The following is a 23523-nucleotide window of genomic DNA, read 5'->3' as shown; positions in this document are numbered from 1 at the left end:
GGCCTCCCTCCCTCTCGCCCCGGGGCGAGGCCGCCCCGGGCCGTCGTTCAGTCGATATAGATGAATTCGTTCAGGTTCAGCGCCATCAGGCAGAACAGCTCAAACGCCCGATCCGGCTCGACTCCGTCCTCGGAGCGCAACGCCTCCATGAACCCGACCCCCCGGGCGACCTCGTCCGCGGTTGGCTCCCGGCAGAGGACCAGGGCCAGCGCTCTCCGCACGCGATCATCCGATTCCGGGCCGGCCTCCTGCCGAACGCGATCGGCCAGCGCGGCGGCCTGCTCGTGGAGGAGCTCGCCGTTGAGGGTGCTGAGCGCCTGGGTCGGCTGGGTGGTGGCGAAGCGGACGGGGCAGGAGAAGTCGGTGTCGGCGGCGTCGAAGCTGGCGAGGATGGGCGTTACGAGTGACCGCTTCACGTGAATGTAGACGCTCCGCCTCGCCCGCTCCTCCGCCGGCGAGTCTCCCCAGCCCGCCCCCGGCCGGGACTGCCCGGCGAGGTACGCCTTCGGGATCCTTGAGTAGAACCCCGGCCCCCCCATCTTCGGGTTCAGAACTCCGGTGACGGCGAGCATCGCGTCCCGGATCTCCTCGGCCGAAAGCCGGCGCAGGTCGAACCGCCAGAGCAGGTCGTTCGTCGGGTCATCGGCCAGCGCCTCGGGATTCCCCTTCGAGGACATCCGGTACGTGCTCGACATCACGATCCGCTTGTGCAGGGGTTTCAGCCGCCAGCCCCCCGCCATGAACTCGGCGGCCAGCCAGTCGAGCAGCTCGGGGTGCGTGGGCATCGCCCCCTGGAAGCCGAAGTCGTTCGGGGTCCGGACGATCCCCCGGCCGAAGTGGTAGTGCCAGACGCGGTTGACCATCACCCGGGCCGTCAGGGGGTTCTCCTCACTGGCGATCCAGTCGGCCAGCGCCCGGCGGCGTCCCGAGCTGGCGGCTCCCTCGGTCGGGGTTTCGAACACCGGGTCGGGTGCCCCCAGCACCTCGGGGAAGCCAGGGGAGACGGGGTCGCCCGGCGCGTGGGCGCTTCCCCGGATCAGGACGAACGTCTCCGGTGCCTCCGGCCCTGGCTCCCGGGCGCTCAACGCCGTCGGCAAGGGGGGAACCGGGGGGATCTCCTGCCACTGTCGGATCAGCTCCCGGTACGAGGAGAGCTCCTCGGGCGACAGGTCCCGCTCGGCGATGCCGTCCAGCACGTGCCGGCGCTGCTCGAACGTCCCTTCCTTGAGCATCGACCGCCTCGGCTCGGGGACCGACTCGAGCAGCCTGGCCTCGATCGGTGCCAGCGCGGCATTGATCTCCGCCTCCCTGCGTTCCCGATCCTGCTGGAGCCGGTCGTGCTCGGCCCGCTCCTCGTCCGAGGCGATCTCGGTGAGGATGTGGCTTGGGTCATACGAGTACGGCTTCAGGTTGGCCACGAAGGCGAGGAAGCGGTAGTAGTCGCGCTGGGGGATCGGGTCGATCTTGTGATCGTGGCAGCGGGCGCAGTTGATCGTCAGCCCGAGGAAGGCCTGAGCCGTCGTGGTGATGATGTCGTCCAGTTCGTCGAACCGAGCCTGGAGCCGGTCGGTTGGCTCATCGTCCCAGGCGCCGAGGCGGTAGAAGCCGGTGGCGATGATCGACTCGGCCGAGGCATCCTCCAGCTCGTCGCCGGCCAGTTGCTCTCGGACGAAGCGGTCGTAGGGCTTGTCCTCGTTGAAGCTCTCGATCACATAGTCTCGGTACCGCCAAGCGGCCGGCTTGTCGTTGTCGCGTTCAAAGCTGTTGGTTTCGGCGAAGCGGACGACATCCAGCCAGTGTCTCCCCCAGCGCTCGCCGTAATGGGGGGAGGAGAGCAGGCGGTCGACCAGCTCCTCGTAGGCGAGGGGAGAGTCGTTCTCGACGAACGCTTCGACCTCCTCCGGAGTCGGCGGCAGGCCCAGCAGGTCGGAGGAGAGCCGTCGGATCAGGGTTTCCCGGGACGCCTCCGGTGCCGGTTCCAGGCCGGCCTCTTCCAGCCCCCGGAGGATGAAGGCATCGATCGGGTCGCGCACCCAGTCTTGCCGGTGGACCGAAGGGACCTCCGGCCTCCGGACAGGTTGAAACGACCAGAATTGCCGATCCTCCTCCGAGATCGCCTCGTCGTCCTCCTCGGGAGCCGGGGCAGGGGAGGAGTGTTCCTCGTCGTAAGGGGCTCCCAGTTCGACCCATCGCGTCAGGATGTCAAGGTCGGCCTGGTCGAGTTTGCCGGTCGGGGGCATTTCCAGGCCCTCGTACCGAATCGCCTCCAGCAAGAGGCTGGCCGAAGGCTCCTCAACATCGATGGCGGGACCGAGGTCGCCCCCCTTGAGCACACCGGCCCGGGTGGTCAGGTCGAGCCCCCCCCGGGTCTTCCCCGCTCCGCCGTGGCATCGGAAGCAGCTTCGCTCCAGGATCGGCCGGACGGACTCGACGAAGAAGTCGGCCTGCCCGGCATTGGCGTCCGGCCCGCCTGGGTCCTGGGCCCGGGCCGGGACCGCGCCGGCGGAGAGGAGGGAGGCAAGGACGAGGGGCAAGCCGATCCGCTTCATGGAGGAGACGTCCGGCGGTTCGAGAAGAGAAGGCGCAGTGTCCGACTCTTGTTCAACCTAACGACGAAAGTCCGTCGGGTCAAACGATTTCATGCTCCGATCCGGGCCCTAATGGTCGGGCTCTTGGGTCCGGCCCGGCGGGGTCAGACGAGGTAGGTCTCGCGGAACTTCCGGAGCCAAGGCAAGAGGGGCTTGGGGGAATGGTCGGGGCGAAAGAGGCCGGCGTGGGCGTAGAGGTGGGGGGCGGCGTCGCTGGCGTGGGACCAAATGACGGCTCGGACGTAGGGCTTGGCCACGGCCAGGGAGATCCAGCGGGACGCCATCTCGAGCTGCATCTGCTCGGTGGGGGAGCCGGGCCACTGGCGGGGGTCCAGCTCGCCGTCGGGGGCGGCGGCGGGGTCCTCACCGGAGGCCGAGGGAAGGGAGATGGTCACGTAGAGCGGCTGGTTCAGCAGGGCGAACAGATCGAGCAGGCGGGAGAACTCGAAGAGGTCGCGCAAGTGGCTGCCGGGGGGGCCGTAGCCGGGGGCGACTTCGAGGCCGACCCCCGCCAGACCGATCTCCGCTCGGGAGAGAGAGTCGGCCACGTGCAGGGGGCCGATCCGGTAGGGGCTCGACCCCAGCCACTCGGCCCAGGGGCGGTCGAGGTCGACGATCAGCGGCGTGACGGGGTCGATCCGGTGGGCTTCCTGGGAGCACCGGGCCGCCAGTCGGATCTGGTCCTCCTCGTTCATTCCCAGCACGTCCGCCGTGCCGGGGCGGGCGACCAGATGCCAGTTGCCGAGCCGTCCCTTGTACCGGGAGACGGCCTGCCGGACGAGATCCAGCGCCATGCTGCCGATCGCCTCGACGTCTCCGGACCAGAGCCAGAGCCAGTCCGGCAGGGCCGAGGGGCGGAATTCCAGCAGCGGGCCGGCCATCGGCAGCAGGTTGTGCTCCTGGCACCAGGCGATCTGGGCGTCGAGCGACTCCCAGCGAAATGTCCCCTCGGTCGGGGCCAGCTCGGCCCAGGAACAACGGACTCGGGCGGCGTTGACGGCCCCGGCCAGGGAATCGGCCCAGGGGGCGCCGGCGGGGTCGGCGTTCAGGCCGCAGCCCAGCAAGGTGGGGAGCTTCGACGAGTGCTCCAACCGTTTTCGGATGACCTGGTCGGTGTAGGCGGCGGTCAGCCCCTCGCCGGCCCGGAACGAGGCGGCCAGGCACTCTTGAGCCGACTCGGAGGCGCGCTCGGGATCGCCGCTGGTGGCGGCTCGGGAGAAGGCGTGCCGGGCCTCGGCCAGCGCCTGGTCGACTTCCTCGGGCAATTGCAGGCCCAGGTGCCGCCAGTCGCCGGCCTGCCCTCGGATGTCGTTGAGCTTCCCCCGGGCCAGCTCGACGGCCAAGTTGTACGGAGTCGGCCGCTGCCCCAGGGTCGCTGTGCTGACAAACGGCATCCCGAACCCCTGGACGGGGAAGGGGACATGCAGTCTTCCGCTGTCGGGGGAATCCCGGTGACAGACGAGCAGGCCGGGGCGCAGGTCGAGGCTGACCGCCTCGGGCGTCCGGTCGAGGCCCGTGAAGTAGCCTCGACGCAGCTCGGGGAGCCGCTCGGACAGCTCAGGAGGCGTCAGCCGGAACTTCATCACGCCCATCGTCCAGTCCTGCCCTCGTCTCTCGTCACTCGTCTTCTTCGTCGCGGCGGCCGGGATGACCCAGGGAGCGGTTCTCGGCGGTCGTCTCCGCCCATCCCCCGGATCGGCGGAGATCGTCCCGGTCAGCCGGCAACCTTCGGGCCAGACCAGGCCGACGGGTTCACCAGATCCGGGGGCCGACGGCCAGCAAGGGCCGCAAGCAGGTTCTGGGCCGCTTGGCGCGACATCGCCGCCCGGGTCCCGGCGGTGGCGCTGCCCAGATGAGGTAGCAGCACGGCGTTGCGGCACCCGGCCAGCCCAGGGGCCATCCTCGGCTCGTCTTCATAGACATCGAGGCCCGCCCCGGCGATGCGACGGGAGTCCAGGGCCGCCACCAGCGCCCGCTCGTCAACGACCGGCCCCCTCGAGGTGTTGATCAGGTAGGCTGTCGGCTTCATTTTCGCCAGGGCCCGGGAGTCGATCAGGTGTCTCGTCCGGTCGGTCAGGGGGACGTGCAGGCTCACGAAGTCGCTCTCGGCCAGCAACTCGTCGAGATCAACCAGCCGGGCGCCGATCGCGTCGAACGCCGGATTCGGCCGGTTCCCGGCGTAGAGGATCGACATCCGGAACCCGACGGCCCGCTCGGCCACCGCCAGGGCGATCCGTCCCGGCCCGACCAGCCCGAGCGTCTTGCCCGAGACGTCTCCGCCGAGCATGTGGAGCGGCCCCCAGCCGGGGAACCGCCCGGTTCTCATCTCCTCGTCTCCCTCGACGACCCGGCGGGCCACGGCGAGGATCAGCGCCCAGGTCAGATCCGCCGTGCTCTCGGTGAGCGCCCCCGGCGTGTTCGTGACCAGGATCCCCCGGCTGGTGGCCGCGGCGACATCGATGTTGTTGTAGCCGACGGCCATATTGGCAACGACCTTGCAGCCGGAGGCGGCGTCGAGCACCTCGGCGTCGATCTGGTCGGTCAGAAGACAGAGCACGCCGTCTCGACCCCGGACCGAGCGCAGCAACTCCTCCCGAGTCAGGGACCGATCTTCGGATGGAATCTCGACATCGAGGCCCGACTCCCGGAGCAGGTCCGGCCCCGGCTCGGGAATCGGTCGGGTAATCAAGACGCGTCCGGCCACTGGGGAACTCCGGCCTGCCTGCGACCAAGGGAGACGACGCTCGACGGCCGTATGACCTAATCCTATCACCCGCCGCGGCTCCATGCCCAGCGCCTCACCCGCGAAACTCGCGCCGGGCGTCCCGCACCCGGCCCGGTTATGATGGGAGCACCCGGCCGCCGGCCGACCGATCGCGCCCCCTCGGCCTCGTTCCACCCCACGGATCTCGCCATGCCCACCGCCCTGATCGGCGCCGGACCGATCCGAAATCGGCCCGGCCCCTTCCGACAGTTGCTCCACGAGGCTGGTTTCCGGACGGTCGACCCCGTCGGCGGCGACGTTTTATCCGAGGCCGAGCTGCTCGCCGCACTGCCGGACTGCGAGGCGATTGTTGCCGGCGGCGAGCGGCTCTCGGCCGAGCTGATCGCGGCGGCGCCGAAGCTCCGGGTGATCGCCCGCACCGGGGTCGGTTACGACGCGGTCGACGTTGCCGCCGCCACCTCCCGCAAGATCGTCGTCACCATCACCCCGGGCACCAACCAGGAGAGCGTCGCCGAGCAGGCGTTCGGCCTGCTGCTGGGGGTCACCCGCCGGATCGCCCTGAACGACCGCCAGATCCGCCAGGGCGGATGGGACCGGACCATCGTTCTGCCGCTTCGAGGCAAGACGCTCGGCCTCGTCGGCCTGGGCCGGATTGGCCGAGCGATGGTCCCCCGAGCCCTGGCCTTCGGCATGAACGTGCTCGCCACCGACGAGGTCGCCGACCCCGCCTTCGACGCCGCCCACGGCATCGGCCGCCGATCCCTCGAGCAGCTGCTCGCCGAGTCCGACGTCGTCAGCCTCCACTGCCCCCTGACCGAGGCCACCCGAGACCTCATCAATGCCTCCCGGCTCTCCCTCATGAAGCCCGGCTCCATCCTGATCAACACCGCCCGAGGCGGCCTGATCGACGAGAACGCCTTGCTCGACGCCCTCACCACCGGCCGCCTCGCCGGCGCGGGGCTGGACGTCTTCCGGGAGGAGCCTCCGCCGCGCGATCACCCGCTGATCGCCCTGCCCAACGTCGTCTCCAGCCCTCACATCGGCGGCGTTGACACCCTCTCCATGGCCGACATGGCCGAGATGGCCGCCCGATGCATCATCGACCTCCACCAGGGCCGATGGCCGGCCGGTTGCGTCGTCAACCCCGAGGTCGGTCCGGACTGGGTCTGGTGACGTGAAACGGAGCGAGCCCGCCGGCTCCGACGATCGGTCCGGCGGGCTCGCTCCGGGTTGGTTCTCGGCGGGCGCTCCGGCCAGGATCAGACCTGGAAGGAACTGCCGCAGCCGCAGCTCTTGACGACGTTCGGGTTGTTGAAGGCGAAGCCGCGGCGGCCGAGGTCGTCGATGAAGTCGATCACGGTGCCGTCGAGGTACGGGTCGAACTTCTTGTCCATCGCCAGTCGGACGCCGTGGAACTCGGCGACGCGGTCCCGCTCCTCATCGGTTTCGGAATCAAAGTTCAGGCTGTAGGAGAAGCCGCTGCAGCCGCCTCCCTGAACGCCGACGCGCAGGACCAACTGCTGGCCGTTGCCCTGCTCCTCGATGATCCGCTTGACCTCGCTGGCCGCCTTCTCGGTGAGCGTGACACCCATCGGGTTCGTGCTCCTGTGATCGAATCGGAGGGTGGAATGGCGACCGGGCCGTCGCCGGTGGATCCCATGACAAGAGTATTCTACGCAGCCGGGCGACGATCACAAGTCGGGCCGGGCAAGTCCGGTCCGAGTAAGGAGTCCCGCCTCGCTCCCTTCCCGGAGCGCCCGCACCCGAGCGGCGACCTCGATCGCGGCCCGATCGACGTCCTCAGCCGTCGAGAACCGCCCCAGGCCGAACCGAAGACTCGCCCTCGCCAGCTCCTCCGGCACTCCCATCGCCCGCAGCACGTGGCTCGACTCCGGCCCGGCCGACGAGCAGGCCGCCCCGGAGCTGACCGCCACGCCCCGGAGCCCCATCAGCAGGGCCTCACCCTCGACCCCCTCGAAGCTCAGATTGAGGTTGTTCGGCAGCCCCTCGGTCGGATGGCCGTTGCGCCGGATCCCTCCCTCGGGAAGCCTCGACCGAATCTCCCGGTCCAGCCGGTCCCGCAAGGCCCGCATCCGGTCACAATCGACCGGACCCTCCTGGCTCGCCAGCTCCGCCGCCTTCCCCAGGCCGACCACCAGCGGGACCGGCAGCGTGCCGCTGCGCAGCCCCCGTTCGTGACCACCGCCGTCGACCAGCGGCACCAGCCGGGCCCGCCGCCCTCTCCTCCTCACGAACAGGGCACCGATCCCCTTTGGTCCGTGGATCTTGTGCGCCGTTAGACTCAGCAGGTCGATGGCGTCCTCCTCCACGTCGATCGGCACCTTGCCGACCGCCTGGCTCGCGTCGGTGTGGAAAGCGACCCCGAGATCCCGGCAGAGCCGGCCGATGGCTCCGATCGGGTTGATCGTGCCGACCTCGTTGTTCGCCGCCATGACCGAGACAAGCACCGTCCGATCGGTGATCGCCCCCGCGACCGCCTCCGCCGAAATGCGGCCGAACCCATCACAGGGGACGACCGTCAGCTCCCAGCCCTCCTCCCGCGCGAGCCGTCGCATCGGGTCGAGCACCGCCCGGTGCTCGACCGCCGAGCAGACAAGGTGTCCGGGATGGGCGATTCCTCCGGTCTGGAGGGCCGCCGCCCGGGCGGTTCCCTTGATCGCCAGGTTGTTCGCCTCGGTCGCTCCCGAGGTGAAGACGATCTCCGACGGCTCGGCGCCGATGAGGGCCGCGACCTGCTCCCGGGCCCGATCGACCGCGTCCCCCGCCTCCCAGCCGAACCGGTGGGCAACGCTGGCGGCGTTGCCGTACCGCTCGGTGAAGAACGGGAGCATCGCCGCGACGACCCGGGGATCGGTCCGGGTCGTGGCGTGGTTGTCCAGGTAGATCGGCGCGTCGGGCACGGTCGAAGACCCGATCGGGGGAGGGCAGGGGATCGTTCCAGAATCCACCTTGTCGAAATCCGGCGTCTCGATCAAGCTCTCCCGAGCCCCCCGGGGATGGATCTCCTTCGCCGACGGTCATCGAGGACCCGACCATGGGCTACGACAAGCAGCAGGCCACCGAGGAGTTCAACCGCTGGAGCCGGTCCTACGATCAGTCGATCCTCCAATGGCTGCTCTTCGGCCCTTCCCGCCGCGCGTTGATCCGACGCATCCGCCAACGGTTCGGCGATCGCCCGATCACCGTGCTCGACGTCGGCTGCGGCACCGGCCAGTTCGGCGAGCAGATCCTTCGATCGCTGCCCAATGCCCGAGTCGTCGGCATGGACCTCGTCCGAGCCATGCTCAACGGCGGCTCCCACCGCTGGGCCAGGCACCGGGAGGGCCTCCTGCCGGTCCAGGGGGATAGCGAGCACTTGCCCTTCGCCTCGGGGAGCTTCGACGTCGTCACCTGCGCCAATAGCTTCCACCACTACCCCGACCAGGGTCGAGCCGTCTCGGAGATGAACCGGGTGCTCAAGCCCGGCGGCCGGCTCATGCTCATCGACGGGTATCGCGACGCCCCCTGGGGCTGGTTCATCTACGACGTCTGCGTCGAGACGGTCGAGGGGGACGTTCACCACTGCTCCCGATCCCGGATGCGCGACCTGTTCGCCGCCGCTGGCTTCGTCGAGACGGAGCAGTCCGTCCACCGAGGCCCCGCTCCCTTCCTCTTCACCGAGGGGGTCTGCCGCCCCGCGAGCACGCTCCGACGCCCCCACTTCCCGGTGACGGCGACCGGCTCCCCCTCGGCGGTGGCGGCCGACTGATCTTCCCCGGGTTCGTCGCCTCCTCCCCCGGAATCGACCGGCCTCGCCCCGTCCTCCCGGATTCCGATGGTCGACGACCGAGACGCCTCCCGGTCATCGCCGCCAGGGTTGAGTTGACGTGCCTCGAGCGCCGGTTCCTCGCCTCGGGGCGATCCTCTCGGGGGCTCTCCCGGGACTTCAACGCCCAAGAAGCCTCCTCTCCCTCGGGCAGCTCGATCGCCCCCCGGCGGTCGGGATCCGCGAGGAGTCGCACCCGATTCCCCTCCGGTCCTCGCGCCGGCGGTGCCGATCGGCCCGCGCACGGGGGGACCCGTCTTCCCCGGTCTTCGGAAACCGGAGGACGAACGGCGAGCCCGAGGTCCCCGGCGCCCCGAGCCTCGTCGACCACGGCAGGATCGGCCCCAGAATCTCCCGCTCCGGGTGGGCGTTGCATCCGACCGGACGAAGGGGGAGAGCGTTCCGCTCGACTTACGAGACGGAACCGCCGAGCATCCCCGTCCGGCCACCCCCTCGTTCCCCCTCCTCGGCCCTCCCCTCCAAGCATCGCGATCCCTCCCCGTCCCTCTTCGCGGGATCGACCGCGTCCCTGCTCGGTCAACTCGGCGAGGGGAGGGCAGGGGATCCCCAGGAGCCGGGGAGAGGATGTCCCTCCTGGCGTTGGAACGAGGTCGAGCGGCCGATTCCGGGGCCACACCGGCCGGCTCGACGGCCTGATCGAACTCCTCGTGATCCCGCTTCAGGTCCCGTCGGCGTTGCGGGCTCGACGTTCCCCATTCCATCCCGAAGTCTGTTTGACAATTGCGGATCAACCCGTCACCTTAAACCTTGCCTCGATGTCGCCGGAGGACGCCCATGCCGTCGATCCTCGTCCGATCTCTGCTGGTCCTCTCCAGCCTCGGCCTGGCCCAGGACGCCCTCCCTCCCTCGGCCGATCGGCCGGTCGACTTCCGGGAGGAGATCAAGCCGATCCTCGACGCCCGATGCGTCTCCTGCCACGGCCCGGACGAGCAGAAGTCGGGCCTCCGGCTGGACGCCAAGGAGCCCGCCCTGCTCGGCGGCGACCTCGGACCGGCGATCGAGCCAGGAGACTCGGCCAGCAGCTACCTGATTCACAAGGTGGCCGGGTTCCAGGGAGAGTCGATCATGCCCCCCGAAGGCGATCCTCTCTCTCCCGCCGAGATTGGCCTGCTCCGCGCCTGGATCGACCAGGGAGCCTCCTGGCCCGAGGAGGCCGACGACTCGACTCCCGAGCGACGGTCGAGCGACCACTGGGCCTTCCAGCCGATCACTCGGCCCGAGCCGCCGAGCGTCCACCACGAAGAGTGGCCCCGCTCCCCGATCGACCGCTTCATCCTCGCTCGACTGGAAGCCGAAGGGATCTCCCCCTCCCCCGAAGCCGACCGGGCCTCGCTCCTCCGCCGCCTCTCCCTCGACCTGATCGGCCTCCCTCCTACTCCCGAAGAGGTGGACGCCTTCGTCCAGGACGATGACCCGGGAGCTTACGACGCCCTGGTCGACCGCCTGCTGGCCTCCCCCCACTTCGGCGAGCGCTGGGGACGGCACTGGCTCGACCTCGCCCGCTACGCCGACAGCGACGGCTACGAGAAAGACCGACCGCGCCCCGACGCCTACCGCTATCGAGACTGGGTGATCGACGCCGTCAACCGCGACCTGCCCTTCGATCGCTTCACCATCGAGCAGCTTGCCGGCGACCTGCTCCCCGACGCCTCCCTCGAACAGCAGGCCGCCGCCGGCTTCCACCGCAACACCCTGACGAACACCGAGGGCGGGGTCGACCAGGAGGAGTTCCGCGTCGCCGCCGTCGTCGACCGCGTGAACACGACCGGCTCCGTCTGGCTCGGCCTGACCGTGGGCTGCGCCCAGTGCCATTCGCACAAGTACGATCCGATCACGCAGCGCGAGTATTACCAACTCTTCGCGTTCTTCAACACCGCCGATGAGGCCGACCTCCCGCTGGCCGAGCCGACCGCCGACGACGAGGCGAAGGAGGAATCGGTCCCTCGCATCCGGACCTTCGCCGAGCAGCCTCCCGACCGTCGCCGAGCCAGCCATGTCCTCATCCGGGGAGACTTCCTCCGCCCCGGTGATCCGGTCGAGCCGGGCACGATCGCCGTCCTGCCGCCGATGGAACCGAGTGGCGATCGGGCCGACCGCCTCGATCTGGCCGAATGGCTGATGCGCCCGGATCACCCGCTCACCGCCCGGGTCGCCGTCAACCGGGTCTGGTACCACCTCTTCGGCCGGGCGCTGGTCCCCTCGATGGAGGACTTCGGCACCCGGGGAGAGCCGCCAAGCCACCCCGAGCTGCTCGACTGGCTGGCGATCGAGTACCAGCGCCTCGGCTGGAGCCGCAAGGAGCTGATCCGGACCATCGTCCGGTCGGCGGCCTACCGGCAGTCGTCGGCCGTCCGGGAGGACCTGGAGCCGATCGACCCGGAGAACGTCCTACTCGCCCGGCAAAATCGGGTCCGGCTGGAGGCGGAGGTGATCCGGGACGTCGCCCTTTCGGCCTCCGGCCTGCTCACCACCGAGGTCGGCGGACCGAGCGTCTTCCCCCCCCAGCCGGAGGGAATCTCCGAGCTGACCTACGCCCGAAGCGCCCGATGGGAGGAGAGCCAAGGGGCCGACCGCTATCGTCGGGGGATGTACACGTTCTTCCGCCGCACGAGCCCTTATCCAATGCTCACCACCTTCGACGCTCCCGACGCGAACGTCTGCGCCGTCAAGCGGTCGGCATCGAACACGCCCCTCCAGGCACTGACGCTGCTCAACGACGAGGTCTTCGTCGAGTGCTCCCGGGCCCTCGGCCTCCGCGCCCTGGCCGAGGACCCCTCGCTGCCGGCCGACCGGGCGTTCCGACTGGCCCTGGGACGCCTCCCGACCCCCGAGGAGTCGGCCCTCCTGTCCGGGTTGCGCGACGACCTGCTCGCCGCCTTCCGAGCCGATCCCGGCGCGGCCGCCGCCTTCCTTGGCGACGAGCCGATCCCCGGCCTCGTCCCTCCCGAGGAGGCCGCGGCGCTGGTCGCCACCGCCCGAGCCATCCTCAACCTCGACGAGTTCATCACCCGGGATTGACTCCCTCGATCCGATCCGATCCGATCCGATCCGACCGATCCGACCGATCCGGACCGCCACCCCGAGGCCGACCGATGCACCCGATCCTCGAGGCCATCGAACGTTCCCGACGGGACTTCCTCACCAGCTCCGCCAGCGGCGTCGGCCTGGTGGCGCTGGCCTCCCTGCTTCGGGACCAGGGCGCGATCGCCCGGGGCGACGAGGCCGGCCGCCGCAGCGACCCCCTCGCCCCCCGGCCCCCGCACTTCGAGCCAAGGGCGAAGGCCTGCATCTGCATCTACCTGGAAGGGGGCCCGAGCCAGATCGACCTGTTCGACCCCAAGCCGGAGCTGAACCGGCTCGACGGCCAGCCGCTGCCGGAGTCGTTCACGAAGAACGTCCGGTTCGCCTTCATCCAGAAGGAATCGGCCACGGTGATGGGCTGTCCCCGCGTCTTTTCCCGGCGGGGAGAATGCGGCATGGAACTGTCCGACTTCCTGCCGAACCTCGGGGCCTGCGCCGACGACATCGCCCTGATCCGGTCGATGCAGACCGATCAGTTCAACCACCACCCCGGCCAGCTGCTGATGAACACCGGCTCGGCCATGTTCGGGAGGCCGAGCCTCGGCTCGTGGCTGACCTACGGGCTGGGGAGCGAGTCGGAGAACCTGCCCGGGTACGTCGTGCTGAACACCGGGAGGGGGACCAGCGGGGGCGCCTCGAACTGGTCGAGCGGCTTCCTCCCCTCGACGTATTCCGGCGTCCTCTTCCGCAATCAAGGCGACCCGGTGTTGCATCTGGGCAACCCGCCCGGCATCTCGGCCCGCATCCAGCGGGAGACGATCGACGCGGTCGGCGCCCTCAACGCCCGGCGGTTCGACGCGGTGCGCGACGAGGAGATCCAGAGCCGGATCGCCTCCTACGAGCTGGCCTTCCGGATGCAGCGCTCCGCCCCCGAGCTGATCGACCTCTCAGGAGAGTCGAGGGAGACGCTCGACCTGTATGGCGTCGGCCGAGACGATCCCGAAGGAGGAGGACGGGGAGCCGGGCCGGGCGTCTACCACCAGTTCGCGACGAACTGCCTGCTGGCCCGGCGGATGGTCGAGCGCGGTGTCCGATTCGTGAACATCTATCACGCATCATGGGATCACCACTCGAACATCGACGCCGAGCTGAAGTTCAACTGCGGCATGGCCGACCGCCCCGTCGCGGCCCTGATCACCGACCTCAAGCGCCGGGGGCTGCTCGATTCCACCCTGGTCCTCTGGTGCTCCGAGTTCGGGAGGACCCCCCTGGGAGAGAATCGAGCCGGGTACAAGACCGTGACCGGCCGCGACCATCACCCGTTCGCCTTCTCCCTCTTCCTGGCCGGAGGAGGGGTGAAGGGAGGGCAGGTGATCGGCAAGACCGACCCCATCGGCTGGAACGTGGTGGAGGACCCCGTCCACGTCCACGACTACCACGCGACGATCCTCAAGCTCTTCGGCTTCGACCACACCCGGCTGACGTACCGCTACCAGGGACGGGACTTCCGGCTGACGGACGTGGCCGGGAACGTGGTCGATCGACTGATCGCCTGAAGCACCGGATGGCGGATGGCCTGATCCGGGAAGGAGATGACGGTGGTCCAGGGTCGGTCGGACGGGAGGACGGCCGGGTCGCCCCCGGCCTCCCCAGGATTCGAGCCATCCGAGATCCGAGTCATCCGGTCTGACGGGCGTCGGATGGCCAACGACCGACCGCCGGAGGAGGGATGGACACTCGGCCTGTTGGCCTCCCCGGCTCCTCCCTTGGGCCGGCCGACCAGCGGCCAACCACCGGCCGAGCCGCTCCGCCGCCGAGCATCCGCCCTCCCGCATCGATCAGGGAACGCCCGCCATCCGGGCCCTCACCTCAGGCCCGGCTCCTCCGATGCCGATCGGTGCCCAGGGCGAGGGCCAGCTTAGCCAGGGCCTGACACTCGAGCTGTCGGACGCGCTCCCGGGTGAGCCCGAGGCCCTCGCCAACCTCGCGAAGGGTCATCGGCAGGTACGGGTCGAGCCCGAATCTCATGCGGAGCACGGTGCGTTCGCGGTCGTCGAGCTGCTCGATGCCGTTGAGCGTCCGCTCCAGGTCGTCGGCCTCGATGAGCACGTCGTCGGGGGCCCGGACGCGATCGTCGGTGAGCACGTCGTCGATGGCGAAGCCGTCGTCGCTGGCCCCCTCCGGCTGCGGGGTGAGGCTGTGCGCGTGCAGCGCCTTCTTCACAATGTTGAGTTTCTTGGTCGAGAGCTTCAGCTCCCTGGCGACCTCGTCGGGGCTCGGCTGGCGACCGAGTCGCTCGGCCAGGGCCGAGGTGGCCCGGCGCCACTTGGACAGCAGATTAACCATGTAGGCCGGCAGGCGGATCGGCTTGCCGTTGTTCATCACGGCTCGGCGGATCGATTGCTTGATCCAGTAGCTGGCATACGTGCTGAATCGCGTCTCCATCGCGCCGTCGAATCCCTCGACCGCGCGCAGAAGGCCCAGATTCCCTTCCTCGATCAGGTCCTCCAGCCCCAGTCCCTTACCCAGGTAGCCTCGGGCGATGTTGACGACGAGCCGGAGGTTGGCCTTGACCATATGCTCGCGGGCCTCCGGGTCGCCCTCAGCGACGCGTTGGGCGAGCTCCCGCTCCTCCTCGGGCGTCAACAGCGCCGTGCTGTTGATGTCCTGGAGGTAGATCTGGAGCGGGGTGCGGGACATGGGCTCCCGCCGAGGGGTCCGGGTCGGCATGGGTGTGATTCCTTGAGCTGTTGCGATCGGTCGGAGACCCGATCTCCGGGCCGGGCACCTTCGATCGGCCCGTCGTTCTCTCGCTCCACTGGGGACCATAGGCCACCCCTCCCCCGTGTCAACCTGCCTGTTCAAGCGACGAGGAATCGCCTAATTAAGCTATTCGTGGTGTCCTCGAACCTCCGCTCAAACCGGACGGTCGAGCGCTTTGGGAAGGCGGGAGATGGCCCGGCCCGGGACCTATCGGTAGACTGATCCTGGTGGGAGGGACCGCCGCGGCGAGCGGTCCTCCGGAGGGGGAGTCGCCCGTATGATCTGGCCCGGCCGGACCCTGGCCCTGCTTCTCCTGGTGCCGAGCCTGTTGTCTCTGGTGCTGCTGCTGCCCCGCACCGGCCCGCTCTGGTCAGGAGTGTTCGCGGTCGATGGGACAATCGCGGTCGTGGCGCTGGTCGACCTGGCTGGCCTGGCCGGTCGGACCGGCCTGAGGGCGACTCGATCCTGCGGCCAAACGGCGTCGATCGGAGAGCCGCACCCGGTCGAGCTGACCATCCTCAACGACTCCCCCCGTCCGAGACGGCTGTGGGTCCGGGACGACGTGCCCGACCCGTTCGAGGCCGAGCCGGCCGAGTTCCTCGTCCGGCTCCCGTCCCGCGGCGTGGCGACGCTGGAGTACCGCATGATCCCCTCCCGCCGCGGGTCGTTCGCCCTGAGGCGAATCTACGCCCTGGAGCGGAGCCGATGGGGCCTCTGGCAGCGCTCCCGGCGGATCTGCTGCGAGACGGGGGTGCGGGTCTACCCCGACGTCCGGCAGATCGCTCGCTACACGCTGCTCGCCCGCCGCGATCGCCTCAGCGTCATCGGTCTGAGGCAGTCGAGACGGGTCGGCACCGACAACGAGTTCGAGCGCCTCCGCGACTACGCCGAGGGGGACGAGCCCCGCCGGATCGACTGGAGGGCGACCGCCCGGAGGCGTAAGGTCACGGTGCGAGACTACCAGTCCAGCCAGAGTCAGCGGGTCGTCTTCCTGATCGACAGCGGCCGGATGATGGCCGGAGACACCGGAGGAGGCCTCTCCCCGCTGGACCACGCCTTCAACGCCATGCTCATGCTCGCCCATGTCGCCCTGACTCGGGGAGATCAGGTCGGCCTGATGGTCTACGCCGACCGGGTTCGGGCCTACGTCCCTCCCTCAGGGGGGCCCCGCCGGATCGATCGGCTCGTGCACGCGGTCCACAACCTGTTCCCGGTGCTGGCCGAGAGCCGACACGACCAGGCGTTCGTCGACCTGGAGCGGCGGTGCCGGAAGCGGTCGCTGGTGGTCCTGATGACCAACGTCTTCGACGAGGTCGGCGCCCGCCAGGTGCTTGACCACCTGGGGAACATCGTCGGCCGGCACCTGCCGCTGGGTGTCTTCCTCCGCGACCTTGATCTCTTCGCCCTGGCCGACTCCGGCCTCGAGCCTGACCCCGACGCCGAGGACCCCCTCTTCGCCCCTGCGGCCGCCGCCGCGATCCTGAACTGGAGGGAGCGGGTCATCGCCTCACTGCGACAGCGAGGAGTGCTCTGCCTCGACGTGGCCCCCGACGACCTGACCGCCCCGCTGATCAACCGCTACCTCGACATCAAGGCCCGGCACCTGCTCTGATCCCGGCCCGGGGACGGTGCGATGGGAAGCCCGGTCCCTCGGGGATCGATCCGCTCTCGCTGGAGTGACTCATGGTCAGCACTCCCGATCGTGACGAGCCAACGGCCTCCGTCGCGGCCGAGTCGGCCCCCGACGCACCCCGGGGATCCGATCGAAGTGACACGATGGCCGAGGAGATCCGCCTCGAGTACCTCCGGCTCGAGGAGGCGATCCGGTCGCTCGGACTGCTCTTCGACCTCGGCGTGATCCTGGCGGGCGTGGTCGCGATCTCGGCCGCGGGCCTCGGCGTGATCGCCGCCTCGACAGCGGGCCCGGGCGTGGTGATCGTCGGCCCGGACACGACGCCGGTGATGTTGGTGGGGATCGCCGCGATCTTCGGGGTCATCGCGCTGATCAACCTCGTGATCGCCCGGGGGTTGCGGCGGTTGCACAACCCGACGCGACGGGTCGTCGTCGCCTTGACCGTGCTGCTGCTGGTCGTCCTGGGCCTGGGAACCATTCGGGCGCTGGTCGAGAGCCCGGCCCTCGCCCTGGGGATCCTCGTCGTGGGCAGCCTGATCCCGAGCGTCGTCCTCTACCTGCTGCTCTCGGACGGGGCCGCGATGATCTTCTCGCCGGAGTACCAGGAGATCATCGAGGCGACGCCGGGGCTTTCGCAGAGGCTCGGCCTGCAGACCCGACTGAGGATCAGGCTCCCGAACTGGGGGCGGCTGGCCTGGATGGTGCTGCTGCTGGGCGTGCTGTTCGTGGTCGCCCTGGCCGTCTCGGTCCTCTCCAGCCGATCCGGTTGACGGGTTCGGGTTGCCCCTCCGGTTACTTCTTGCCGAACTTGCCGGTCGCCCGGCCATAAACGCCGACGCGAAGGAAGCCCTGGGAGTCCCCCGACCGGTCGGTCGGTGCGGCCGGGGCGACGTCCTCGACCGGCTCCAGCTCGATCTCGGGCTCGAGCCGGGCCACCTCCTCGGGGTCGATCTGTCCGGCGTCCCACACCAGGGCGTTGGCGACGGCGCAGGCCATCGCCCGGCGGAGCATCGGCTCGGGCTCCAGGCCGTTGAGCCAGGAATCGACCAGGCCGGCCAGCAGGCAGTCTCCCGAGCCGATCGGGTTGACGGCCTTGATCTCCGGCGGCAGGGCGCGGAAGAATCGGCCTTCGACCTGGATCAGGGCGGCGTCGGGTCCGTCGGTGACGACCGCCAGCCGGACGCCGTGGCGGTGCCAGGTCCCGAGCCGGGCGAAGATCTCCTCGTCGTCCGGGTCGTCCTGGTGGAGGTGCTGGGCCAGTTCTCGGCGGTTGAGCTGGATGACGTCGGGCCAGAAGCCCCAGATCGTTTCCAGGGGAGGGCCGTAGGTGTCCAGGAAGACGGGGAGCCGACGCATCCGAGCCATCGAGATCAGGTCGAGAAACAGGCCGTGCGTCGCCTCCGAGGGGCTGGAGCCGGAGAGGGTGATGGCCTCGACCCCGCCGAGGGAGATGGCGGCCTCGACTCCCCGGAGCAGTTGCTCGGCCTCGGCCGGGGAGATGCTCGGGTCGGGGTCGAAGAAGGCGGTCTGCCGAGACGAGCCCTCGGTCCGGACGGTGAGGATGGTCCGGGTTGGGGCCTCGGAAGGGACGACCAGCGGGTCGAATCCCTCATGATCGCGGAGCAAGCGGGCGCAGTGCTCGCCGACCGGACCGCCGAAGAAGGTGGCCGGGCGGGCGGTGCGGCCGAGCCGGGCCAGGGCCCGGGCGACGTTGTTCCCCTTGCCGCCGACAACCTCCGAGACGGCCTGCCCCCGAACCGACTGGCCGGGACTCCAGGGGGGGACGGTCAGGGTCTTGTCCAAGCAGGGATTGAGGGTGACGCAGAGGATCATCGTCGGCCTGGATCGAGGCGAGGGATCGAGTGCGGTCGGGGCGACTACCGGCCCGACGCGGGGCCGCTCGGGCCGGGGGACGAGGCGAAGGCGTCCGGGGGCGGGTTGGACGCCGATCGGTCGGATCGCCGGGGATCGAGGGGATCCCGGCCGGCCGGTCCGTGCGGAGGATGACTGTATTGTCTCTGGATCCCCGTCGAGAGCAACGCCTTGGCCCGGAAAATGGCCGACCGAGTGCGGGGATTCGCCGGTTGTCGGGCCCGGATCCGGTCGCATATCCTGGGAAGGTCGCCCCGATTGACCCCCCGATCGACCCGAGCCCTCCCTCCGACCGGAGCCCCGCCCGATGTCGACGACCGGCCGACTGCTGGCCCGATTCTCCCCGTATGCGCTGGCCTTCTTCGCCAGCCTGGGCATCATGACGCTGGAACTGGTCGCCTCCCGGCTGGTGGCCCGGCACGTCGGGGCGTCGCTGCACGTCTGGACGAGCGTCATCGGTGTGGTGCTCGGCGGCATCTGCCTGGGGAACTTCCTCGGCGGCCGGCTGGCCGACCACACCCACGCCCGTCGGGCCGTCGGCCCCCTCTTCGCGATGGGGGCGGCGCTGACGCTGGCCAGCCTCTGGGTCAACGCCCGGGTCGGGGGCACTCCGGGCCTGGGGGCGATGCCCTGGAGCCTGAGGACCCTGCTGGTCGTCTCCCTCGACTTCCTGGTGCCGGCCACGGTGCTGGGTCTGATCGGCCCGGTCGTGGCCAAGGTGGCCGTCGACCAGGCGGAGAAGACCGGCTCGGCGATCGGAGACGTGTCCTTCTGGGGGGCTGTCGGGTCGATCGCTGGGACGTTCCTGGCCGGCTTCGTGCTGATCTATGAGGCGCCGACCTCGGTGATCGTCACCGTGGTGGCGGCCGCCCTGCTCATCCCGGCGGCAGCGATGATCGACTGGAGGCCGGGCCGGGTGCTCGCCCTGCTCGCCTCGGCGGCGCTGGGGGTCGGTGTGACCACGGTGGTCGACCGGGGCCTGGCCGACCTGGAGGGCTGGATCGGATCGATCGTGCCGAACGCGGTCGTCCTGGCGGGGCATGGGCTGACGTTGGCGGTCGGGCTGGCGGGGGCGGCCCGGCTTCGGGCGGCCTGGAGGCCGTTGGCGGGCCCGGCCGGGCCGGACGATCCGAACGAGAGCATGCCCCCCGGCAAGCCGGCCAGCCTGGCCGACCTGGCCTTCCTGGCGTTCCTGATCAGCCTGGCGTTCATGAGCCTGGAGATGGTCGCCGGCCGGATGACGACCCGGCACCTGGGATCGAGCATCTTCGGCTGGACGAGCATCATCGGCGTGATGCTCGGCGGCCTGAGCCTGGGCAACCTGATCGGCGGCAAGGTGGCCGACGCGGTCAGAAGCGAGCGCCAGGCGAGCTGGCTGTTCCTGGTCGCCTCGCTGATGCTGCTGCTGATCCTCTTCCTGGAGACTCCGCCGGCGTTCCTGGGGGAGGAGTACGCCGGGATCTCGCTGCTCTCCTACGCCCCGACGATGACTCCGCTCCCCTGGTCGCTCCGGGTGCTCTCGGCGGTGGCGATCGTCTTCTTCCTGCCGTCGGTGTCGATGGGCACGGTCAGCCCGGTGGTGACGAAGCTGGCGGTCGACCGCCTGCGACGGGCCGATCGCACCGGCACGGCGATCGGCTCGGTGTCTGCCTGGGGCATGGTGGGATCGATCGTCGGGACGTTCCTGGCCGGCTTCGTGCTCATCGACGTGCTGGGGACCAAGGGGCTGATCTTGGTGCTCTCGACGACGATGGCCCTGGCGGCCACGGCGCTGGGGGGGATCGGCCATGCGGCCTGGGCGGGGGTGCCGCTGGGGCTCTGCTTCATCGCCTTCGCGCCGCTGCCGGTGCTGGAGCGGCAGGGGGTGGCCTGGGGAGTCCGGAACGTCTCCCCCGACCCCGAGGCGGAAACCGGGGTCACGTACCTGGACGAGAGCAACTACTACTACATCAAGGTGGAGAGCCAGCCGATTCGCCTGGACGCCCCCGACTCGGCCGACCCCGAGACGGGGGAGCCCGTTGCCTCGTCCGAGGCGATCAAGCGCACCCTGGTGCTGGATAACCTGATCCACGGCTACTTCGTCCTCGACCATCCCGAACGCATCGAATACGACTACGAGTACATCTACGCTCAGGTCACCCGGCGGGTCGCCGAGGCGAAGGCGAAGCGGCTGGGCATCGCCGACCCGGCCGACGTCCCGCTGCGGGCGCTGTTCCTCGGGGGAGGCTCCTATACCTTCCCCCGATACCTCCAGCACACTTACAAAAAGGCGGAATGCGACGTCGCCGAGATCGACCCGGCCGTCACCGAGGCCAATCACGTCGCCCTCGGCCTCCCCCGGGACACGACGATCCGCACCCACTGGGGAGACGCCCGGCAGTTCGTCGAGCGCTCGCAGGGGGCCGAACCGTATGACCTGATCTTCGGCGACGCCTTCAACGACTTCTCCGTCCCCTGGCACCTGACGACCCGGGAGTTCAACGACCGGATCGCCGGCCTGCTGGACGAGCACGGCGCCTACATGATCAACATCATCGACGTCTACCGGGACGACCGCGTCGCCGCCGGGCAGGCGATCGAGGAGGAGCAGATCCGGGCCGTCGCCGCGATCTTCCGGGAGCAGGGCAACGACGAGGACGAGTCGGACGCCCTCGCCCGGGGGCTCCGCACCGCCTGGAAGGGGGCCGAGCTGGGCATCCGGCTCGACTCGATCTCCCGGGCCGTCGCCGAGGCGGTGCGAGGAGTCGATTCCCGGAACCGGGGAGCGATCGGGCCGAAGGTCCGGGAGGCGATCGCCGGCGTCGATCCCCTCCTGGAGGGAGACGCCGACCAGATGGCCGAGGTCGCCCGAGAAACCATGACCCTGGCTCAGGCCGGCCGCCGACAAGCGGCGGCCACCGAGGCAATCGCCGAGGTCCTCGAGCGCAAGAAGTTCGAGGCCGCCGCCGAGATCCTGCACGCCGGGGGCCTCGGCCCAGAAGCGGACGAGGTGGCCGAGGCGATCGCCGAGGTCTGGTACGGCGGAACCCAGGTGATCATCGACCTGCTGGAGGCGGCCGCGCCGAGAGCCGACGACATCGACGGCATGGCCGATCGGATCGATCGGGCCTTCGTCGCGATCGAGACGGACCTGAAGGAAACCCCCGCCCTGCTGGCCCACCGCCTCGTTCGCCCGGACGACCCGACGGCAGGAGAGGGGGACCCGGGCCCTCCCCCTCCTCTCCGGACCGAGGAGCAGATCGCCCGGGTCTTGCGGGACGTGGGGCTCCGGGAGGGGGTGGAGGACTACGCCGCCGCCGTCGCCCTCGCCTTCGAGGAGCGTTCCATCCAGGGAGACCTTGACGAGCTGGCCCGCCGCTCGTCGGAGGAGGCGGTCGCGCTGGGCTCCGACCCCGGGCGGCTCGCCGAGGCCGTCCGTCGAGGGGTGGCCGAGGCCCGGGGGCTGGGGGCCTTCCTCGGGGCCTGGACCCGGACGGCCTCCCTGACGTTCCCGAACCTCGAGATCTTCGGCACCGACGAGCCCGGCAACGGCTTCCGGGAAACGTTCGTCGTGGTCGCCTCCAAGGCGCCGATCGACGTGGCCGAGCTTGGCCGCCGCCCCGGCGACCCGACCTTTGAGCAGTCCGGCGAGCCGTTCCAGCCCGACCCCTACGGACCCGAGCATCGGGAGGCGCTGCTCATCCGCTCCCGGGGGATCGTCCTGACCGACGACTACGCCCCGGTGGAGAACCTGCTCGCCCCGGTCGCCGCGACCCGGGCCACCGACTGAGACGATCGGGCCCGTCCGGCCGAACGATCGGGCCGGCCCGATCGTAACTGGGCCATCGAACGGCCCGTCCGCCCGTCGCCCGAAAGGAGTTCCCGATGGCCGATCCCACCGCGCCCGAGCCGATGAACCCGGAATCGTCCTCCCCCGAAGCGGCCGAGAGCTCCCCCCCGTCGACCATGCCCGACTTCCTCGGCTCTCGGGAGCCCTCCCGCACCCCCTCCCGGGACGAGGGGGCGCCGGTCGGGCTCCGGATCCTGCTCATGTCGATGGCGCTGCTGGTCGCCGGGTTCTTCGTGTATCGGGAGATCGTCCGGGACGCCGAGCGCGATCCGGGCGTCCCCACCTCCACGGAGTACCAGTGGGCCGTCCTTACCCCCGACGGCCAGCCGGCCGACCTGTCCGACTACAAGGGCCGGCCGGTCCTGCTGAATGTCTGGGCGACCTGGTGCGGCCCCTGCGTCATGGAGATGCCGTCGCTGGTGGCGCTCTCGAAGCGTCCCGAGCTGGAGCGGGCTGGCGTGGCCGTGCTGTTCGTCTCGGTCGACGACGGGCTGGAGCCTGTTCAGGGCTTCCTGAACCGCTTCGACCCCGGCCCGGCCAACGTCCTCGTCGCCGCCGGGCCGCCACCGAAGGAATTCGCCACGATGAGCATCCCGGCCACCTTCATCATCGCCCCCGACGGCAAGATCGTCCGCCGAGAGATCGGGGCGATGGACTGGGACACCCCCGAGATCGCCCGGCAGCTCGCCGGACTGGCGACCGCCCGACCAACCGAAGGGTGATCGTCCCCGACGCCATCGGGGGAGACCTCGCCGGGCCCCAGGACGCCGATCGGTGCGCGTTCGCCGGCCGCAATCCCGTTGACGCAATCTCTTGTTGAACCAGGGATTGCATCTTCCCGGCCGGGCCGCGATGGGTTCGTTCCGCGCCGTCGTCCCTGGGAACCGAGCGGTCGGACGGGCCGGCATCCGAGCCTCCGGGGCCCGGGGCCGCCCCGCTCCCGGCCCCCTCGCTCCTGGACCGCGTTGATCCGAGCGGATTCGGCGTCCTCGATCTGCTTCTCTCCCGACTCGGAATCAGGCGGTGCGCCGTTCGGTGCGCTGCGTGGAGGGCGAGATGCTTCGACCGTACTGATTTGCCTGGTGGAACTTCCGTTGACCCATCGATCGTGGATTGAAGGCACTGTCTCATCCGCCATCCTGTTGGGTTGACAGTTGTTGCGTCAATGCGGCGGGGTCGGCCTGCAGCAGCTCCCAGAAGTCGGCGGTCGGCAGCACCAGGCCCAGGACCTGGTAGGGGCAGCGG

15 protein-coding genes are annotated in these 23523 nt (G+C 70.0%); 8 read left to right on the top strand and 7 right to left on the bottom strand.

Annotation, left to right across the window (positions count from 1 at the left end):
* Positions 1-47 precede the first annotated feature (47 nt).
* The 3 genes from TsocGM_RS22285 to TsocGM_RS22275 form a co-directional block, all read right to left on the bottom strand.
* Positions 48-2549: a PSD1 and planctomycete cytochrome C domain-containing protein gene (locus tag TsocGM_RS22285; RefSeq protein WP_126727672.1), complete on the bottom strand. Its 2502-nt coding sequence runs from the start codon at positions 2547-2549 to the stop codon at positions 48-50.
* A gap of 143 nt (positions 2550-2692) precedes the next feature.
* Positions 2693-4171, bottom strand: a complete 1479-nt coding sequence (locus TsocGM_RS22280) for a hypothetical protein (RefSeq protein WP_233579107.1) — start codon at positions 4169-4171, stop codon at positions 2693-2695.
* A 131-nt stretch (positions 4172-4302) separates the two neighbouring features.
* Positions 4303-5292 carry a 2-hydroxyacid dehydrogenase gene (locus TsocGM_RS22275; RefSeq protein WP_126727670.1) on the bottom strand — a complete coding sequence of 330 codons (990 nt, stop codon included), beginning with the start codon at positions 5290-5292 and terminating at the stop codon, positions 4303-4305.
* Between the two features lie 210 nt (positions 5293-5502).
* On the opposite strand from TsocGM_RS22275, the gene TsocGM_RS22270 reads away from it, so the two are divergent.
* On the top strand, positions 5503-6486 hold the full coding sequence (locus TsocGM_RS22270; RefSeq protein WP_126727669.1) for a phosphoglycerate dehydrogenase: 984 nt from the start codon (positions 5503-5505) through the stop codon (positions 6484-6486).
* An 86-nt stretch (positions 6487-6572) separates the two neighbouring features.
* Here TsocGM_RS22270 and TsocGM_RS22265 read toward each other — a convergent pair whose 3' ends face one another.
* Both TsocGM_RS22265 and TsocGM_RS22260 read right to left on the bottom strand, forming a co-directional pair.
* Positions 6573-6905: a HesB/IscA family protein gene (locus tag TsocGM_RS22265; RefSeq protein ID WP_126727668.1), complete on the bottom strand. Its 333-nt coding sequence runs from the start codon at positions 6903-6905 to the stop codon at positions 6573-6575.
* Between the two features lie 99 nt (positions 6906-7004).
* Complete coding sequence (locus TsocGM_RS22260; protein WP_126727667.1) at positions 7005-8234, bottom strand: cysteine desulfurase family protein; 1230 nt, start codon at positions 8232-8234, stop codon at positions 7005-7007.
* Between the two features lie 134 nt (positions 8235-8368).
* Here TsocGM_RS22260 and TsocGM_RS22255 point away from each other — a divergent pair, with 134 nt between their 5' ends.
* From TsocGM_RS22255 to TsocGM_RS22245, 3 genes are all read left to right on the top strand, one after another.
* Positions 8369-9082: a class I SAM-dependent methyltransferase gene (locus tag TsocGM_RS22255; RefSeq protein ID WP_126727666.1), complete on the top strand. Its 714-nt coding sequence runs from the start codon at positions 8369-8371 to the stop codon at positions 9080-9082.
* Positions 9083-9934: 852 nt separating this feature from the next.
* Positions 9935-12178 (top strand): PSD1 and planctomycete cytochrome C domain-containing protein, encoded by a 2244-nt coding sequence (locus TsocGM_RS22250; RefSeq protein ID WP_126727665.1) that lies wholly within the window; start codon positions 9935-9937, stop codon positions 12176-12178.
* Positions 12179-12252: 74 nt separating this feature from the next.
* Positions 12253-13737 carry a DUF1501 domain-containing protein gene (locus TsocGM_RS22245; protein WP_126727664.1) on the top strand — a complete coding sequence of 495 codons (1485 nt, stop codon included), beginning with the start codon at positions 12253-12255 and terminating at the stop codon, positions 13735-13737.
* Between the two features lie 313 nt (positions 13738-14050).
* Here the strand turns inward: TsocGM_RS22245 and TsocGM_RS22240 are convergent, their stop codons facing one another.
* Positions 14051-14911, bottom strand: a complete 861-nt coding sequence (locus TsocGM_RS22240) for a sigma-70 family RNA polymerase sigma factor (RefSeq protein WP_126727663.1) — start codon at positions 14909-14911, stop codon at positions 14051-14053.
* Between the two features lie 310 nt (positions 14912-15221).
* Between TsocGM_RS22240 and TsocGM_RS22235 the strand changes: the two genes are divergently transcribed.
* Positions 15222-16556 carry a DUF58 domain-containing protein gene (locus TsocGM_RS22235; protein ID WP_126727662.1) on the top strand — a complete coding sequence of 445 codons (1335 nt, stop codon included), beginning with the start codon at positions 15222-15224 and terminating at the stop codon, positions 16554-16556.
* A gap of 164 nt (positions 16557-16720) precedes the next feature.
* A complete protein-coding gene (locus TsocGM_RS22230; RefSeq protein ID WP_126727661.1) occupies positions 16721-17347 on the top strand; it encodes a hypothetical protein in 627 nt (208 codons plus the stop codon).
* Between the two features lie 22 nt (positions 17348-17369).
* Here TsocGM_RS22230 and TsocGM_RS22225 read toward each other — a convergent pair whose 3' ends face one another.
* Positions 17370-18410, bottom strand: coding sequence for a 1-phosphofructokinase family hexose kinase (locus TsocGM_RS22225; RefSeq protein WP_126727660.1), 1041 nt, complete (start codon positions 18408-18410; stop codon positions 17370-17372).
* Positions 18411-18756: 346 nt separating this feature from the next.
* On the opposite strand from TsocGM_RS22225, the gene TsocGM_RS27290 reads away from it, so the two are divergent.
* Both TsocGM_RS27290 and TsocGM_RS22215 read left to right on the top strand, forming a co-directional pair.
* Positions 18757-22218 carry a fused MFS/spermidine synthase gene (locus TsocGM_RS27290; protein ID WP_126727659.1) on the top strand — a complete coding sequence of 1154 codons (3462 nt, stop codon included), beginning with the start codon at positions 18757-18759 and terminating at the stop codon, positions 22216-22218.
* A 95-nt stretch (positions 22219-22313) separates the two neighbouring features.
* Positions 22314-23000, top strand: a complete 687-nt coding sequence (locus TsocGM_RS22215; protein WP_126727658.1) for a TlpA family protein disulfide reductase — start codon at positions 22314-22316, stop codon at positions 22998-23000.
* Positions 23001-23523: the final 523 nt, after the last annotated feature.

The organism is Tautonia sociabilis, assembly GCF_003977685.1.
GTDB classification, from domain to species: Bacteria; Planctomycetota; Planctomycetia; order Isosphaerales; family Isosphaeraceae; genus Tautonia; species Tautonia sociabilis.
Note: the sequence above shows the minus strand (reverse complement) of the source record. Positions and strands in the feature narration are given on the sequence as shown.

Coding starts and splice junctions, on each gene's coding strand:
- TsocGM_RS22285 (WP_126727672.1), bottom strand. CDS start 2,549: ATGAAGCGGATCGGCTTGCCCCTCGTCCTTGCCTCCCTCCTCTCCGCC.
- TsocGM_RS22280 (WP_233579107.1), bottom strand. CDS start 4,171: ATGAAGTTCCGGCTGACGCCTCCTGAGCTGTCCGAGCGGCTCCCCGAG.
- TsocGM_RS22270 (WP_126727669.1), top strand. CDS start 5,503: ATGCCCACCGCCCTGATCGGCGCCGGACCGATCCGAAATCGGCCCGGC.
- TsocGM_RS22265 (WP_126727668.1), bottom strand. CDS start 6,905: ATGGGTGTCACGCTCACCGAGAAGGCGGCCAGCGAGGTCAAGCGGATC.
- TsocGM_RS22255 (WP_126727666.1), top strand. CDS start 8,369: ATGGGCTACGACAAGCAGCAGGCCACCGAGGAGTTCAACCGCTGGAGC.
- TsocGM_RS22250 (WP_126727665.1), top strand. CDS start 9,935: ATGCCGTCGATCCTCGTCCGATCTCTGCTGGTCCTCTCCAGCCTCGGC.
- TsocGM_RS22245 (WP_126727664.1), top strand. CDS start 12,253: ATGCACCCGATCCTCGAGGCCATCGAACGTTCCCGACGGGACTTCCTC.
- TsocGM_RS22240 (WP_126727663.1), bottom strand. CDS start 14,911: ATGCCGACCCGGACCCCTCGGCGGGAGCCCATGTCCCGCACCCCGCTC.
- TsocGM_RS22235 (WP_126727662.1), top strand. CDS start 15,222: ATGATCTGGCCCGGCCGGACCCTGGCCCTGCTTCTCCTGGTGCCGAGC.
- TsocGM_RS22230 (WP_126727661.1), top strand. CDS start 16,721: ATGGCCGAGGAGATCCGCCTCGAGTACCTCCGGCTCGAGGAGGCGATC.
- TsocGM_RS22225 (WP_126727660.1), bottom strand. CDS start 18,410: ATGATCCTCTGCGTCACCCTCAATCCCTGCTTGGACAAGACCCTGACC.
- TsocGM_RS27290 (WP_126727659.1), top strand. CDS start 18,757: ATGTCGACGACCGGCCGACTGCTGGCCCGATTCTCCCCGTATGCGCTG.
- TsocGM_RS22215 (WP_126727658.1), top strand. CDS start 22,314: ATGGCCGATCCCACCGCGCCCGAGCCGATGAACCCGGAATCGTCCTCC.